Source organism: Aurantiacibacter sp. MUD61, from assembly GCF_027912455.1.
In the GTDB taxonomy this organism is placed as follows: Bacteria; Pseudomonadota; Alphaproteobacteria; order Sphingomonadales; family Sphingomonadaceae; genus Alteraurantiacibacter.
Map to the genome: position 1 here is coordinate 2,171,190 of NZ_CP115446.1, position 14,082 is coordinate 2,185,271.

The following is a 14,082-nucleotide window of genomic DNA, read 5'->3' on the forward strand; positions in this document are numbered from 1 at the left end:
GGGGAGCGCTTACCCCCATTGAGAGCCGCATGAGCGACAACGTCGTCCCCCTGAAGCGCACGAATGGCGGAGAACAGCCCAGCCTTTCTCCCATCCTGTCGCTGACAGCTACGCCTATGAACCAGGTCAATTCGATTATTCTCGATCGGATGCAGAGCGAAATCCCGCTGATCCCCGCGCTTGCCGGTCATCTGATCGCGGGCGGTGGCAAGCGGATGCGGCCCATGCTGACGCTCGCCGGGGCAGAAGTCGTCGGCTATCAAGGCACGCGCCACCACAAGCTCGCCGCTGCGGTGGAATTCATTCACACCGCCACCCTGCTACATGACGATGTCGTCGACGGCAGCGAAATGCGCCGCGGCAAGGAAGCGGCGAACATTGTCTATGGGAACCCGGCCACCGTGCTGGTGGGCGATTTCCTGTTCAGTCGCGCGTTCGAGCTGATGGTGGAAGACGGCAGCCTCAAGGTGCTTAAAATCCTTTCGGGCGCCAGCGCGATCATCGCACAGGGCGAAGTCGACCAGCTCGTCTCGCAGCGCAAAATCGAAACTTCCGAAGAGCGTTACCTTCACATTATCGGTGCCAAGACTGCGGCGCTGTTTGCAGCCGCCAGCCGTATCTCCGCCGTAGTGGCCGAATGCGGTGAAGAGGAAGAGGAAGCGCTAGACAGCTACGGCCGCAACCTCGGCATTGCTTTCCAGCTGGTGGACGATGCCATCGATTACGATTCCGAAGCTGCGGAAATGGGCAAGGATCGGGGCGACGATTTCCGCGAGGGCAAAATGACGCTGCCGGTGATCCTCGCCTACCAGCGCGGCAATGATGAAGAGCGGCGCTTCTGGCAGGATGCTATCGCCGGTTTCACGACCGAAGACGAGGATCTCGCCCATGCAGTCGACCTGATCCGCAAGCATGATTGCGTTTCGGCCACGCGTGAACGCGCGCGCCATTTCGCCCAGCGGGCCTGCGATGCGCTCAACATCTTCCCCGATTCCGCCGCGCGCCGCGCCATGGTGCAGGCCGCGCAATTCGCGGTAGCCCGAGGGTATTAGAAAAAGAAAAGCCCCGACCCTCCGTTGAGGGTCGGGGCTGTTCCTTTCCGCTGCTTTTGCGCTTTACTCGCGCGCAGCAGTCCAGCGCACTACGCCGCCGTTGCTCATGTTCGTATTGACGCCAGAAAGGCTGTCACCGTCGACAGTCAGCTCAGTAGTGGAAAGCGTTTCGCCATCGCGAGAATTCGTGATGAGATAAGAATTTTCGCCGGTCGACTCCACCGCCGCCATATTTCCGGCATTGCTGCCTTCGACGGGCACAGGCTCGCCACCAATCGTAGCAGTGTAACTGAAACCGTTACCGGATGTCGTGAACTGGTCGCCCTCTACCGCGTAAGAGACGGTGAGCCCAGCATCGCTGATCCCGGAAACGCCTTGGGTTTCCCATTGTCCCGAAAGCACATGCGAGCCTTCGGGTCCATCACCCGCCCGCGTCATCATTTGCGAACCTGTGACAACCTCATCGCCAGACGTATCGGTGAATTCGATCGTTACAGTTTGGCCGTCTTCACTCACAGTCCAGACAGAAGAACCCTGCTCTTCACCGCCGAAGCTGCCTGCCGTCCTGACGCTGTTGTCGTCGACAACTTCGACCATCAATGCGTCTGCTCCTGGCAGATCGACATCCTGCCATTCGCCATTGGCCGTGACTGAATATGGCGGATTGCAGCTCATGCACTCGTAAGTGCCATCGGCCAGCAGGATTTCCGTTGTCGCGCCTTCGAACTCTGCGGTGTCCGCATCGATCAGCCACGTGCCGGTGATCGTGCCGTCGCTTGCCGCCACGTCGGTATCGGCATCGCCATTATCGCCGCAGGCGGTTACGCCCAAGGCAAGCGAAATTGCGGCAAAAGCCGTCATCATATTTTTCATAGATTTTCCCCCCAGCAGGAACGCATCCAACAGCGAACTGATCGCAACCGGATGCATGGTTTCTGCGGCCCTGTGCGGAAGGATAGCCAGACTCATGGCGAATTGCAAAATTCGGCACCGCTTCGGGGCTGCAAGCTTGCCTGCATTGTGCAATGGAGGGCTGCGTGTCGGAAAATCTCCCCATCCATGCCGTGCTGCCGGACCTGCTCGCTGCCTTGCGGGCGGGCAATTCCGCCGTGCTTGTGGCTCCGCCAGGAGCGGGCAAGACCACGGCGGTGGCTCCCGCTTTGCTCGATCAGGAATGGTGCAACGGCCAGATCATCATCACCTCGCCGCGCCGTGTAGCAGCACGCGCCGCGGCGGAGCGGATGGCGCAATTGTTGGGCGAGACAGTAGGTGAGCGGGTCGGCTATCTGACCCGGCTCGACAGTCGCAAGGGCAGCCGGATCAATGTCGTGACCGAGGCAATTCCGGTCAATCGCCTGCTCGAAGACCAGGAATTGGACGGCGTTTCAGCCCTGCTGTTCGACGAGGCGCATGAGCGCTCGCTCGATAGTGACCTAGGCCTCGCACTCGCGCTCGAAACGCAGGGGATCCTCCGTGAGGACCTGCGCGTCTGCGTCATGTCCGCGACCATCGATGGTGCGCGGTTTGCGCGCCTGATGGGCGATGCAACGCCGGTGATCGAGAGTGAAGGCAAAGCCTATCCGCTCGATATCAAATGGCTCGGCGCGTCGCCGGAAAAACGGCTGGAAGATGCCATGACCTCCGCGATCCTGACGGCTTGGCGTGAGGAGGAGGGGGACATCCTCGCTTTCCTTCCGGGCGTCGGAGAGATTGCGCGCGTTCAGGAGCGGCTGGAAGCGAAGCTGCCGAACACGCCGGTACTGCCGCTGCATGGCCAGGTGCAGCCCGCCGACCAACGCGCCGCGATCCGGCGTGATCCTGAGGGCAGGCGGCGCATTGTCCTTGCCACCAGCATCGCCGAGACTTCGCTCACGCTCGATGGCGTTTCGGTAGTCGTCGACAGCGGACTTTCCCGCCGGGCTGAATTCGATCGTGGGGCAGGCACCACGCATCTTGTCACAGCGCGCGCCAGCCAGGCCGCAGCAGCGCAGCGGGCAGGGCGTGCGGCGCGGCAAGGGCCGGGTGTCGCTTATCGCCTGTGGGAGGAGGCCGGACATGCGGGAAGGCCAGCCTATGACACGCCCGAAATGCTTTCCAGCGATCTCGCGCCGCTCGTGCTGGGGCTGGCGAAATGGGGTGTCGGCGATCCGCTCAGCCTGCAATGGCTCGACCCGCCACCGGAGGCGTCGGTCAGCGCGGCGCGCAGGCTGCTGACGGCAACAGGCGCGCTGGACGAGAATGGGCAGATCACGGCATGGGGCGATAAGATCGCTTGCCTTCCGATGGACCCTACCCATGCATCGGCGCTGCTTCTGGCGGCGCGATCGTCGCAGGCGGACGAAGTGGCGCGGAATGTTGTTTTGCTGCAGGAGCGAGGCCTTGGCGGGAGGAGCGAGAACCTCGTCGATCGCAGCTTTCGCTGGAAAGGCGATCGCGGCAAGAGAGCGGATGCGGCGCGCAAGCTCGCTGCGCGGTGGGCGGCAGCAGCTAAGCGGCTTGAACCCGGCGAAGACACGCGCGGCCTTAACCCTGCCATTTACCTTGCAAAAGCGCGCCCCGATTTCGTTGCGCGTCGCCGAGACAAAGCGGGCGAAAACTGGATCAGTGCAGGGGGGCGCGGCTATGTGCTCGATCCCGCATCGCGCCTGACACACGCGGAATGGCTGGTGATCGCAGACGCGCAGGGACAGGCGAGAGGCGCGCGCATTACTGCGGCGGCAGAACTGGATGCATCGGAGGTGGAGGATCATCTCGCGGATCTCATCGAAAGCCGCACGGTTGCGCGCTGGAATGAGAGCGAGGGGAGGGTAGAGGCGCGGCTCGAACGACAGATGGGCGCGATAACCCTTTCGAGCGGTCCGGACCCCGATCCCGATCGTCAGGCGCTTGTTGATATCCTTGTGGAGAAAGCTGTTGAGCGTCTGGGGGCATTGCTGCCGGCAGGGTTTCTTGCCCGCGCGCATTTCGCCGGGATTGACGCGCTAAGCGAAGAGCAATTGAGCGCGCGGGCTGAGGAATGGCTTGCGCCGCTGCTGTCCGGCAGGCGGGATCTCGACCTGTCACCGGGGCGATTTGCCGCAGCCGCGCTGAACTTACTGTCATGGGACGAGCGTCAGCAACTCGATACGCGTGCCCCGCGACAGTTCACCAGCCCTGCGGGTACCAGCCACGATATCGATTATGCGAGTGAACATGCGCCGAGTGTCGAGGTGCGCGTGCAGGCACTATTCGGGCTAGACCGGCATCCGATGATCGGCACCACGCCGCTGCTGATTCACCTCACCAGTCCGGCAGGCAGACCCATCCAGGCGACCCGCGATCTGCCCGGTTTCTGGCGCGGCAGCTGGGCGGATGTGTGCAAGGACATGAAAGGCCGTTACCCGAAACACCGCTGGCCGGATGAGCCTTGGACGGAAAAGCCCAGCCTCAAAACCAAGAATGCTTTCAACAGATGACTCCCCTCCCGCCTGCGGGAGGGGTTGGGGGTGGGCTTCTCTTACTCAATCACACGAAGAATTGCCCACCCCGCTGCGACTAGGCAGCAAGCTGCCAAGTCTCACTGCCCCTCCCGCAAGCGAGAGGGGATTGAGCGTCGCGCGAATCCGCTTTAAGGGCTCTCCCATGGCAGACGCACGTATCTACAAGCGCCCGCAAAGCGCGATGCAATCCGGCAAGGCTCTCACTGATCAGTGGGTGCTCGATTTCGTTCCGGCAGAGGCGAAGAAGCCTGATCCGCTGATGGGATGGGCCGGCAGCGGCGATACGCGTCAGCAGGTGCAGCTGAAATTCCCCAGCTGCGAGGCAGCGCAGGCCTATGCCGAGAAATATGGCATCGCGGCCCGCGTGCACTCTGTCCCGCCGAAGAAGCTGAAGCTTCAGGCCTATGCGGACAATTTCCGGTAAACCTCCGCTTTAGTAGCTGGAGCTTTCCAGCTCATCCAAGGTAACTCCGTATTCCGGCGTTGCGGTGGCACCCTGCCAGCGCGCCTCACCTGACTCGACTGCCGCGCGGCAATCGCTAGCATCGTGGCCGATATTCTCCGGCAGATAGACCAGATTGGGCGCATATTCGCCGGTAAAGCGAATGTCGTCGCATTCATCGTCATTGGGATACATGCCCTCGTCATCGCCGAAATTAATGGCGGCATCGCTGGCAGGCTCGGCGAAATAGGGGTTCAGCTCTATATCGCCCGCCTGCATCGCGGCTTCGCAATCGGAAGCATCCTGTCCAATGTTGTCGGTGTTGAGCACGCTCGCCATGGCATCGCCCTGAAAGCGCGCATCATCGCATTCGCCGTCGTTCGCCCATTCGCTGTTATCGTTGCCGTAGACGAGGGTGAGTGATGAGCCGGTTTCCCCGCCATCACCAATCAGCGTCGCCGCTTCACCATCTGCGCCCATCTCTCCGCAAGCGGACACGAGCAATGCCGTCGCTGCAACACTTGCGATCATCGAATGTCTAATCATTGTTTCCCTCCGTTTCAGCCCCGCATTAATGCAGCCCCGGCTGTCTCTTGCAATGCATAACATTAGAAGCCATATGCGCCGCGGGAGTCGGGTGGACGTTCGCGTTTGCTCACCGGGTCAGGTCCGGAAGGAAGCAGCCCAGGTAAATGGCAGCGGGTCGCTCGGCTCCTTTTCACAACATCATCTGGCAAGCGCGATGACATTCGCGCGGTGAGCGCCTAGTCTTGCGCGCATGAGTGATTCCCCCGAGAATTCTGACACTCCGCCCTGGGCTGACAATGGCGGCGATGCGCCTGCCGAGCAGGAGGCCGAGAACCAGCCCTCCGCTGCGGAGCTGGAGGCGGCTGGCCAGAATTCGATGTTCGGCCAAGCTCCGGAAGAGGTGCCTGCGTCGGCAACTCAGCCTCCTGCCGAGCCGGAAGTCGCCCCGCCAGCCGCCGCACCAGCGGTCGTGGCACCCGATCCCGCGCAGCCCTACCGTGTGCTGGCGCGCAAATATCGCCCGCAGACCTTTTCGGAGCTGATCGGTCAGGAGCCGATGGTTCGCACGCTCGGCAACGCCATTGAGCGGGACCGGCTGGCGCATGCCTTCTTGATGACTGGCGTTCGCGGGGTCGGCAAGACCTCCACCGCGCGCCTCATCGCCAAGGCTTTGAATTGCGTGGGGCCGGACGGGCAGAGCGGACCGACTATCGACCCTTGCGGCCAGTGCGAGCCTTGCCTCGCCATCGCAGAGGGGCGGCATATCGATGTCATCGAAATGGACGCGGCCTCTCACACAGGCGTCGATGATGTGCGCGAGATTATCGAGGCGGTGCGCTATGCGGCCGTGTCTGCGCGCTACAAGATCTATATTATCGACGAAGTTCACATGCTTTCGCGCAATGCTTTCAATGCCTTGCTCAAGACTCTTGAGGAGCCGCCTGCGCATGTGAAATTCCTCTTCGCCACCACCGAAGTCGACAAGCTTCCGGTCACCGTCCTCAGCCGCACGCAGCGTTTCGACCTGCGCCGTATTCCGTCAGATTTGCTGCACAAGCATTTCGCCTGGGTTTGTGAGCAGGAAGGCGTGGGCGCGGATGACGAGGCGCTGGCGATGATTGCCTCGGCTGCCGAGGGTTCGGTGCGAGATGGGCTTTCGATCCTCGATCAGGCGATTGCTCATGCCGATATGGAATCGGGCGATGGCTCCACCAAGGTCAGCGTGGACAAGGTCCGCGATATGCTCGGCCTGGCCGATCGCGGGGCGCAGCGGCGGCTTTTTCAGCATGTGCTCGAAGGTGAGCCGCAGAAACTTCTCGCCGCGATTGCAGATCAATATTCGCTGGGTGTCGAGCCGCTTTCGCTGATGCGCGCGCTGATGGAATTCACGCATCGCGTCGCCGTCGGCCAGATTGGCGAGCCTGACGCGCCGACGGAGGAAGAGCGCGCGGCAATCAGCGAATGGGCGCAGCGCCTGTCCGCCGGGCAAGTCCATCGCCTGTGGCAATTGCTGCTCAAAGGCCATGATGAAGTTCGCACCGCGCCCGATCCGCTGGTGGCAGCGCAAATGGCCCTGCTGCGTGCGATGCATGCGGCCGACATGCCGGACCCGGGTAAGCTCGCCAAACAGCTGAAGGATTTCGCCCTGACCGGCGGCGCGACCGGCACGCCTTCCGAGGGCGGGGCACCTGCGGCAGGTGGCGGAAATCCGGCAGCGCATTGGCGCGATCTGGTTGAGCAGATCGAGAATTCAGGCATCGAAGGCGCGTGGACGATGGGCAGCCTGCTCAAGGGGCAGGTGCGGGTCATTTCGCTCGCGCCCGGTCGCCTCGAATACACGCAGCCGCCCGGATTCGACGATAATATCACGCCGCAGATCAGGCAGGCATTCCAGAACGCATTTGGCACGAAATGGGAAATCATTCGGGGAGAGGGTGAGGGCGCGCCCACTCTGGTCGAGCAGGATGAAGCCGCGCGGCAAGCCGAAGCCGAACGCGTGCGCAACCATCCGCTGGTGCAGGCCGCCTTCGCCGCCTTTCCCGATGCCAAACTGGTGGAGGACCAGCAGCCCGCTCGCGGGCGCGAAGACTGGAGCCGCAGCGCCTGACATCTGGTGTGCTATTGCACTTGAATAGCTGGCGATCGTCCCAAGCTAGAATATACAAGCGAATTACAAACTGATCAGCCGAGGAGCCCTCCGATGCAGAACATGGAAGAGATGATGAAAGCCGCGCAGGAAGCTGCCGGCAAGATCCAGCAGCAGATGCAGGATGCGCAGGTGAAGCTCGACACGATCGAAGTCGAAGGCACCGCAGGTGGCGGCCTCGTCAAAGTACGCGCCAGCGCGCGCGGCCGGATGATCGGCGTGGAAATCGACGAAAGCCTTATCAAGACCGAAGAGAAGCAGATCCTCGAAGATCTCGTGACCGCCGCTTTCAACGATGCGCGCGACAAGGCCGACCGCAAGGCTGGCGAGCATATGGCCGAAATGCAGCAGGGCCTCGGCCTTCCGCCGGGTTTCAACCTGCCGGGAATGGGGTAAATACGCCTGATAAAATGGAGAGGTCGCGAGTCTGCTGGCTGCAATTGAAAAGGTGAAATGATGGCGAGCGTCATGAATGACCAGTCCGCAGCAACCGACATGGATGTTCGCAAGAACGTATCGGAAGAGGAATGGGCCGTCCGTGTGGACCTTGCAGCAGCTTACCGGCTGGTCGCGATGTATGGCTGGGATGATCTGATCTTCACCCACCTTTCCGCCCGCGTGCCGGGGCCGGAGCACCATTTTCTCATCAATCCATATGATATGATGTTCGAGGAGATTACCGCATCCTCGCTGGTCAAGATCGATGTCGAGGGGCAGCCGGTCCTGCCGACTTCGCATCTGGTCAATCCGGCGGGCTTCGTCATCCATTCCGCCCTGCACATGAATTGCGCCGATGCGCATGCGGTGATGCATTTGCACACGCCGGATGGCCAGGCAGTGAGCGCCATGCGCGACGGGCTGCTGGAGCATACGCAAACCGGCATGATCGCGCGCAGCGACATTGCCTATCACGAGTATGAGGGCATCGCGACGGATCTCGAAGAGCGCGAGCGGCTGGTGCAGGACATGGGCGACAAGCATGCCATGATCCTGCGCAATCACGGAACGCTCGCCATCGGAAGAACCGTGGCAGAATGCTTCCTGCGCCTGTACTTCATCGAGCGCGCTTGCGAAGCGCAGGTCAAGATGCTCAGCGCCGGCCGGGAAAATCTGAACAATCCGCCGCAGGGCACTCCCGAGAAAGTGAAGTCGCAAACGCCCGCTGAAGGCGTTGCCATGCTCGCCAACGGTCTCGCGTGGCCGGCACTTCTGCGCAAGCTCGACAGGGTGGATCCGGGTTTCCGTGAATAGGTTGGATTGAAGGCTATAAATTGCTGAGAGCAGATGCTCGCCGACAACAACCCGTCCGGTTTGACAGGTCTGATCCAGCAGCGCACTGTGGCGCTATGGACTGGAAAAAATTAGTACTTTCAATGAGCTGCGGGGTGACGGCAGTCGCCACTTCTCCCTCTGCCGCGCAAGATGGCGGTCTGGTTTTGGAACCGACCAGCGAGTGGACTCTCGAAGCACTGGAAGACAGCTGCGCGGTGCGCAGGGAATTCTCTAGCAGTCAGGCGTCTGTCACTTTGGAAATGCGACAGTTTGACCTGACTCGCGGGGTCCAATTCATACTTTATGGCAATGGACTCGACGAAGGGCTGACGCGGGCGACGTACCGTGTGCATGCGGAAGAGCAAAGGCGGGAGGCCATGCCGCTATTTGACTTCGAAACCATCGATGGTCGCATCGGAGTGGGTTTCTTCTCTGAACATGGCGTATCCGGATTTAACGGTCGGCACATCGATGCAACCATCGATCAAGGATACGAAGCTGGGGTCGAAGATCTAACGTTCTACCGGGCCTTCCGTCAGCAAATTAGCTTGCAGACAGGGCCTCTTCACGAAGTGTCTGCCGAAATGCGCGCTTGCGTAGAAAGAGCGATGGTAAATTGGAATATTGATGCGGAATCACATCGTTTGCTCGCTCAGGCAACGCGCCCCAACAAAATTGGCGGATGGGTTGAAGACGAAATTTCTGGGACATGGCCGCGATGGGCATTTCGCACCCGACCGCGCGCCTTCCTGCACGCGCGTATGATCGTGAGTGAGGATGGCGAACCGCTTTCATGCGAGATTGTCCATGCGATAGGCTCTGATGAATTGCATTCATGGGCTTGCGAGCGTCTTATGGAGGAAGCGCGATTTCATCCTGCCCTTGGTGCAGAAGGCCAGCCAATTCGCAGCTTCTGGACCACTTCCCTTGTTTATCGGCTCGATTGATTGGCCCGCTAACTCCCCCATCCACACTTACTAATCCACACATGTTGCGATGCGGCGGGGGTGCCCCCATATCTGATACCAAGTGATTGCGGCTGCGCGAACGGCCGCCAGACCAATGGATTTTGATATGAACGCCTACCCCCTTCTTCCCCTGCGCGACATCGTCGTTTTTCCCGGCATGGTCGTCCCGCTGTTTGTCGGTCGAGACAAGTCGGTGGCGGCGCTGGAAGCTGCGATGGAAGCCGATCGCGACATCTTCCTCGTTGCGCAGCTCGATCCGGCGACAGACGATCCGGAGCGCGGTGATCTTTACGACATCGGTACGGTCGCGCAGGTGCAGCAGATGCTGAAACTGCCGGACGGCACCGTGCGTGTGCTGGTGGAAGGCAAGGTTCGTGCGAAAATGAGCGAGATGCGCGTCGATGGCGATTTCGTTCTGGCGCAGACAGCTGCTCTCGATGAGACCAGCGCCAGCGGCACCGAAGTCGCCGCCATGATGCGCAGCGCGCTCGAGCAATTTGCCGACTATGCCCGCACCAACAAAAAGCTGCCCGAGGATATCGAGGCGGAACTGTCCGATATCGACGATGCCGGCCGTCTGGCCGATGCCATCGCGGCGGCGCTTTCCGCCAAGGTCGATACAAAGCAGCAATTGCTCGCTGAAACCGATGCGCTGAAGCGGCTGGAAATGGTCTTCTCCGTCATGGAAGGGGAGATTTCCGTCCAGCAGGTGGAGCGCAAGATCCGTGGCCGGGTGAAACGGCAGATGGAGAAGACCCAGCGCGAATATTACCTCAACGAACAGTTGAAGGCGATCCAGAGCGAGCTGGGCGGCGGTGACGGCGAAGACGGTGACGAACTCGCCGAACTGCAGAAAAAGATCGAGGAAACCAAGCTTTCCAAGGAAGCCAAGACCAAGGCCGAGAGCGAGCTGAAAAAGCTCAAGAGCATGCAGCCGATGAGCGCCGAGGCAACCGTGGTGCGCAACTATCTCGACATCCTGCTCGGCCTGCCATGGGGCAAGAAGAGCAAGCTGAAGAAGGACATTGCGAAGGCGCAGGAAGTGCTCGATGCCGATCACTACGCGCTCGACAAGGTCAAGGATCGCATCGTCGAATATCTCGCCGTGCAGGCGCGCACCAACAAGCTGAAGGGGCCGATCCTGTGCCTCGTCGGCCCTCCGGGCGTCGGCAAGACCAGCCTTGGCAAGAGTATCGCCAAGGCGACGGGCCGCGAGTTCATTCGCCAGTCACTGGGCGGCGTGCGCGATGAAGCCGAAATCCGCGGCCACCGCCGCACCTATATCGGCTCCCTGCCTGGCAAGATCGTATCGAACCTCAAGAAGGCCGGGACGAGCAATCCGCTGTTCCTGCTCGATGAGATCGACAAGCTTGGTCAGGACTTCCGCGGCGATCCCGCTTCGGCTCTGCTCGAAGTGCTCGACCCGGAGCAGAACAACAAGTTCCAGGATCACTATCTGGAGCTCGATATCGACCTCAGCGACATCATGTTCGTCACAACGGCGAACAGTCTCAACCTGCCGCAGCCGCTGCTGGACCGGATGGAGATCATCCGGCTGGAAGGTTACACGGAAGACGAGAAGGTCGAGATCGCCCAGCGCCATCTCATCGCCAAGCAGGTCGAAGATCACGGCCTGAAGGATGGCGAGTTTGAGCTGACCGAAGAGGGCCTGCGCGACCTCATCCGCTATTACACCCGCGAAGCCGGCGTGCGTACGCTGGAGCGCGAGATCGCCAATCTGGCGCGTAAGAGCCTGCGCAAGATCCTCGAGAAGGAAGTCGAAAGCGTCACGATCACGGCGGACAACCTCGGCGACTTTGCCGGGGTGCGCAAATTCAAGCACGGCATGGGCGAGGAAGAAGCGCAGGTCGGCGCGGTCACCGGACTCGCGTGGACGTCGGTCGGCGGCGAACTGCTCACCATCGAAAGCGTCACCACGCCGGGCAAGGGCGAAGTGAAAACCACGGGTAAGCTGGGCGAAGTGATGAACGAATCCGTTGCCGCAGCCTTCAGCTTCGTGAAGGCGCGGGCGCCTGCCTATGGCATCAAGCCGAGCATCTTCCAGCGCAAGAATGTGCACATCCACTTGCCCGAAGGCGCAGTACCCAAGGACGGGCCGAGCGCAGGTATCGGCATGGTCACTTCGATCGTCTCGACGCTAACCGGCGTGTCTGTCCGGCCCGATGTCGCGATGACGGGCGAGGTCACGCTGCGTGGCCGCGTTCTGGCTATCGGCGGGCTCAAGGAAAAGCTGCTCGCGGCGCTTCGCGGTGGCATCAAGAAGGTGCTGATCCCTGAAGAGAATGAGAAAGACCTCGCCGAGATCCCGGACAATGTGAAAGAAGGACTGGAGATCGTGCCGGTCAGCCACGTCGACCAGGTGCTGGAGCATGCGCTTACAGCCATTCCCGCACCCATCGAATGGACAGAGGCGGACGATCTCGCCAGCCAGCCGCAAGGTCAGCCGGGCGGAAATCCGCCTGTAACCACCGCGCATTGATTCGCTTCGATAGCGATTAGCTACTGAAAATTGTCCGCTGCAGCCCTCACGGAATTTCGGAGAGGCGCCGCTTCGGGCAATTTTTGGCTAAGCGAATGCCCGATTGCTTCACACGGTCTTAAAAAAGAGCGATTTTTGCGATGAATGCCTTTGACAGCGGCTCCGAAAGCCGCTCAATTTGCGCGCTCATCTGATGATTCAGATTCACAAAATTCGATAAATTCCAGTGAGGGGGTTTTCCAGACAATGAACAAGAACGAAATGATCGGCGCAGTAGCAGACGCAAGCGGACTGTCGCGCAACGATGCGACAAAGGCTGTCGAGGCTGTGTTCGACACAATCACGAGCACGCTTTCCAAGGGTGATGAGGTGCGACTGGTTGGTTTCGGTACGTTCTCCGTCGCCAAGCGCAAGGCATCAATGGGCCGCAACCCGCGCACTGGTGAACCGATGCAGATCAAGGCATCCACCCAGCCCAAGTTCAAGGCAGGCAAGGGCCTTAAGGACGCGGTCAACTGATCCGTGAGAGAGGGGGCTTCATGCAGCCACCGCGTTGCATGAAGTAAGAAGGGCCACCCGAACGGGTGGCCCTTTCTTCATCTGGCAGGGAGCAAGGCGAGTTTTCAGCCGCGCGTCGCAATGGCGTATAGCGCGATGGCTCCGGCGTTGGAGACATTGAGGCTTTCCATCTCTTCACTGATCGGCAGCTTGGCGAGAGCATCGCAATGCTGGCCGACATTGTGTCGCATGCCTTCACCTTCTGCGCCGAGAACGATCGCGACTGGCCCCGCGGGTAGCGCTTCTGCCAGCGTTGCCTCTGCTTCACCTGCCAGACCGATCCGCCAGTATCCGGCATCCGCCATTTCTTCGAGCGCGCGCGCCAGGTTGACGACGCGCACCCAAGGCACTGTCTCCAGCGCGCCCGATGCGCTCTTGCCGATCACGCCGCCTTCGGGCGGGGCATGGCGATCCTGTGTGACGATCGCAGCAGCGTTGAACGCAGCGGCAGAGCGGAGGATAGCGCCGACATTGTGGGGATCGGTGACCTGATCGAGCACGACGATTGGCCGCGAGGGATCGGAATCCATCACGTCGGACAGGTGCAGATCGTCGAGCGGCGCACATTCTAGCACCAGGCCCTGGTGCGGCGCATCCTTGGCCACCAGCCGCGCAAGGTCGGCAACTTCGGCTCGCTCCAGCGGGAAATCGGGCGGAAGCTCTCCATCGAGCGAATCGATGCCTTCCAGGGTTGCCCACAGCTTGATGTGCTCGCGCCTCGGGTTCTTCAGCGCCGCTTCGACCGCATGTCGGCCCCAAAGGCGCACATTACCCTTCGCCGCGCGGCCCGAACCGCGCCCGCCCTGCATGCGGCCAGCGCGCCCGCGCAGACCCTTTTTACCTTTGCCTTTGGCCATAATTTCTCGCCTGCCGATCAGTTTCTGCGTGCCTCCTGCCAGCAGGCCTGTTGACAGGCAAGCGGTGCTTCGCCAAAGGGGCGCCTCTCGGCAGGAAAGTGCTTGTGACCAGGCGCTTCATCCTAGTGAGCCACGGCTCACATCCGGCACTGTGTGGACAGGTGGCCGAGTGGTTAAAGGCAGCAGACTGTAAATCTGCCCGCGCAAGCGTACGCTGGTTCGAATCCAGCCCTGTCCACCACCGCCATTCTCCAGATCTTTGTCGCCCAACGCGGAATAC

General features: G+C 61.0%; 12 protein-coding genes, 1 tRNA gene and 1 other RNA gene. 11 read left to right on the forward strand and 3 right to left on the reverse strand.

Going from position 1 to position 14,082, the window contains the following annotated elements; translation table 11 throughout:
- Positions 1-29 precede the first annotated feature (29 nt).
- Complete coding sequence (locus O2N64_RS10445; protein WP_271077546.1) at positions 30-1,052, forward strand: polyprenyl synthetase family protein; 1,023 nt, start codon at positions 30-32, stop codon at positions 1,050-1,052.
- 63 nt (positions 1,053-1,115) lie between these two features.
- On the opposite strand, the gene O2N64_RS10450 is transcribed toward O2N64_RS10445, so the two are convergent.
- Complete coding sequence (locus O2N64_RS10450; RefSeq protein ID WP_271077547.1) at positions 1,116-1,925, reverse strand: hypothetical protein; 810 nt, start codon at positions 1,923-1,925, stop codon at positions 1,116-1,118.
- A gap of 152 nt (positions 1,926-2,077) precedes the next feature.
- Between O2N64_RS10450 and hrpB the strand changes: the two genes are divergently transcribed.
- Together hrpB and O2N64_RS10460 are read left to right on the forward strand one after the other, a co-directional pair.
- Positions 2,078-4,507, forward strand: coding sequence for an ATP-dependent helicase HrpB (gene hrpB, locus O2N64_RS10455; RefSeq protein WP_271077548.1), 2,430 nt, complete (start codon positions 2,078-2,080; stop codon positions 4,505-4,507).
- A gap of 166 nt (positions 4,508-4,673) precedes the next feature.
- Entirely contained in the window at positions 4,674-4,955 is a 282-nt protein-coding gene (locus O2N64_RS10460) for an ETC complex I subunit (RefSeq protein ID WP_271077549.1), read from the forward strand.
- A gap of 9 nt (positions 4,956-4,964) precedes the next feature.
- Here the strand turns inward: O2N64_RS10460 and O2N64_RS10465 are convergent, their stop codons facing one another.
- Positions 4,965-5,519, reverse strand: a complete 555-nt coding sequence (locus tag O2N64_RS10465) for a hypothetical protein (protein WP_271077550.1) — start codon at positions 5,517-5,519, stop codon at positions 4,965-4,967.
- 80 nt (positions 5,520-5,599) lie between these two features.
- Between O2N64_RS10465 and ffs the strand changes: the two genes are divergently transcribed.
- The 7 genes from ffs to O2N64_RS10500 all read left to right on the forward strand — a co-directional run bounded on the left by ffs (position 5,600) and on the right by O2N64_RS10500 (position 12,906).
- An RNA gene (gene ffs / locus O2N64_RS10470) (signal recognition particle sRNA small type) lies at positions 5,600-5,694 on the forward strand.
- Positions 5,695-5,751: 57 nt separating this feature from the next.
- Positions 5,752-7,608, forward strand: coding sequence for a DNA polymerase III subunit gamma/tau (locus O2N64_RS10475; protein ID WP_271077551.1), 1,857 nt, complete (start codon positions 5,752-5,754; stop codon positions 7,606-7,608).
- Between the two features lie 93 nt (positions 7,609-7,701).
- Positions 7,702-8,043, forward strand: coding sequence for a YbaB/EbfC family nucleoid-associated protein (locus tag O2N64_RS10480; RefSeq protein ID WP_197921650.1), 342 nt, complete (start codon positions 7,702-7,704; stop codon positions 8,041-8,043).
- A 60-nt stretch (positions 8,044-8,103) separates the two neighbouring features.
- The gene (locus O2N64_RS10485; RefSeq protein ID WP_271079643.1) at positions 8,104-8,898 is read left to right on the forward strand and encodes a class II aldolase/adducin family protein; all 795 of its coding nucleotides are present in this window, start codon (positions 8,104-8,106) and stop codon (positions 8,896-8,898) included.
- Between the two features lie 95 nt (positions 8,899-8,993).
- A complete protein-coding gene (locus O2N64_RS10490) occupies positions 8,994-9,866 on the forward strand; it encodes an energy transducer TonB (protein ID WP_271077552.1) in 873 nt (290 codons plus the stop codon).
- A gap of 127 nt (positions 9,867-9,993) precedes the next feature.
- Positions 9,994-12,387 carry an endopeptidase La gene (gene lon, locus O2N64_RS10495; RefSeq protein ID WP_271077553.1) on the forward strand — a complete coding sequence of 798 codons (2,394 nt, stop codon included), beginning with the start codon at positions 9,994-9,996 and terminating at the stop codon, positions 12,385-12,387.
- 246 nt (positions 12,388-12,633) lie between these two features.
- Positions 12,634-12,906, forward strand: a complete 273-nt coding sequence (locus O2N64_RS10500; RefSeq protein ID WP_197921647.1) for an HU family DNA-binding protein — start codon at positions 12,634-12,636, stop codon at positions 12,904-12,906.
- Positions 12,907-13,010: 104 nt separating this feature from the next.
- Here the strand turns inward: O2N64_RS10500 and rlmB are convergent, their stop codons facing one another.
- A complete protein-coding gene (gene rlmB / locus O2N64_RS10505; RefSeq protein WP_271077554.1) occupies positions 13,011-13,802 on the reverse strand; it encodes a 23S rRNA (guanosine(2251)-2'-O)-methyltransferase RlmB in 792 nt (263 codons plus the stop codon).
- A gap of 155 nt (positions 13,803-13,957) precedes the next feature.
- Here rlmB and O2N64_RS10510 point away from each other — a divergent pair.
- Positions 13,958-14,043: transfer RNA gene (locus O2N64_RS10510), tRNA-Tyr, on the forward strand.
- Positions 14,044-14,082: the final 39 nt, after the last annotated feature.

Excerpts from the sequence above, each read along its gene's own strand:
- O2N64_RS10445 (WP_271077546.1), top strand. The coding sequence starts at position 30 with ATGAGCGACAACGTCGTCCCCCTGAAGCGCACGAATGGCGGAGAACAG.
- O2N64_RS10450 (WP_271077547.1), bottom strand. The coding sequence starts at position 1,925 with ATGAAAAATATGATGACGGCTTTTGCCGCAATTTCGCTTGCCTTGGGC.
- hrpB (WP_271077548.1), top strand. The coding sequence starts at position 2,078 with ATGGAGGGCTGCGTGTCGGAAAATCTCCCCATCCATGCCGTGCTGCCG.
- O2N64_RS10460 (WP_271077549.1), top strand. The coding sequence starts at position 4,674 with ATGGCAGACGCACGTATCTACAAGCGCCCGCAAAGCGCGATGCAATCC.
- O2N64_RS10465 (WP_271077550.1), bottom strand. The coding sequence starts at position 5,519 with ATGATTAGACATTCGATGATCGCAAGTGTTGCAGCGACGGCATTGCTC.
- O2N64_RS10475 (WP_271077551.1), top strand. The coding sequence starts at position 5,752 with ATGAGTGATTCCCCCGAGAATTCTGACACTCCGCCCTGGGCTGACAAT.
- O2N64_RS10480 (WP_197921650.1), top strand. The coding sequence starts at position 7,702 with ATGCAGAACATGGAAGAGATGATGAAAGCCGCGCAGGAAGCTGCCGGC.
- O2N64_RS10485 (WP_271079643.1), top strand. The coding sequence starts at position 8,104 with ATGGCGAGCGTCATGAATGACCAGTCCGCAGCAACCGACATGGATGTT.
- O2N64_RS10490 (WP_271077552.1), top strand. The coding sequence starts at position 8,994 with ATGGACTGGAAAAAATTAGTACTTTCAATGAGCTGCGGGGTGACGGCA.
- lon (WP_271077553.1), top strand. The coding sequence starts at position 9,994 with ATGAACGCCTACCCCCTTCTTCCCCTGCGCGACATCGTCGTTTTTCCC.
- O2N64_RS10500 (WP_197921647.1), top strand. The coding sequence starts at position 12,634 with ATGAACAAGAACGAAATGATCGGCGCAGTAGCAGACGCAAGCGGACTG.
- rlmB (WP_271077554.1), bottom strand. The coding sequence starts at position 13,802 with ATGGCCAAAGGCAAAGGTAAAAAGGGTCTGCGCGGGCGCGCTGGCCGC.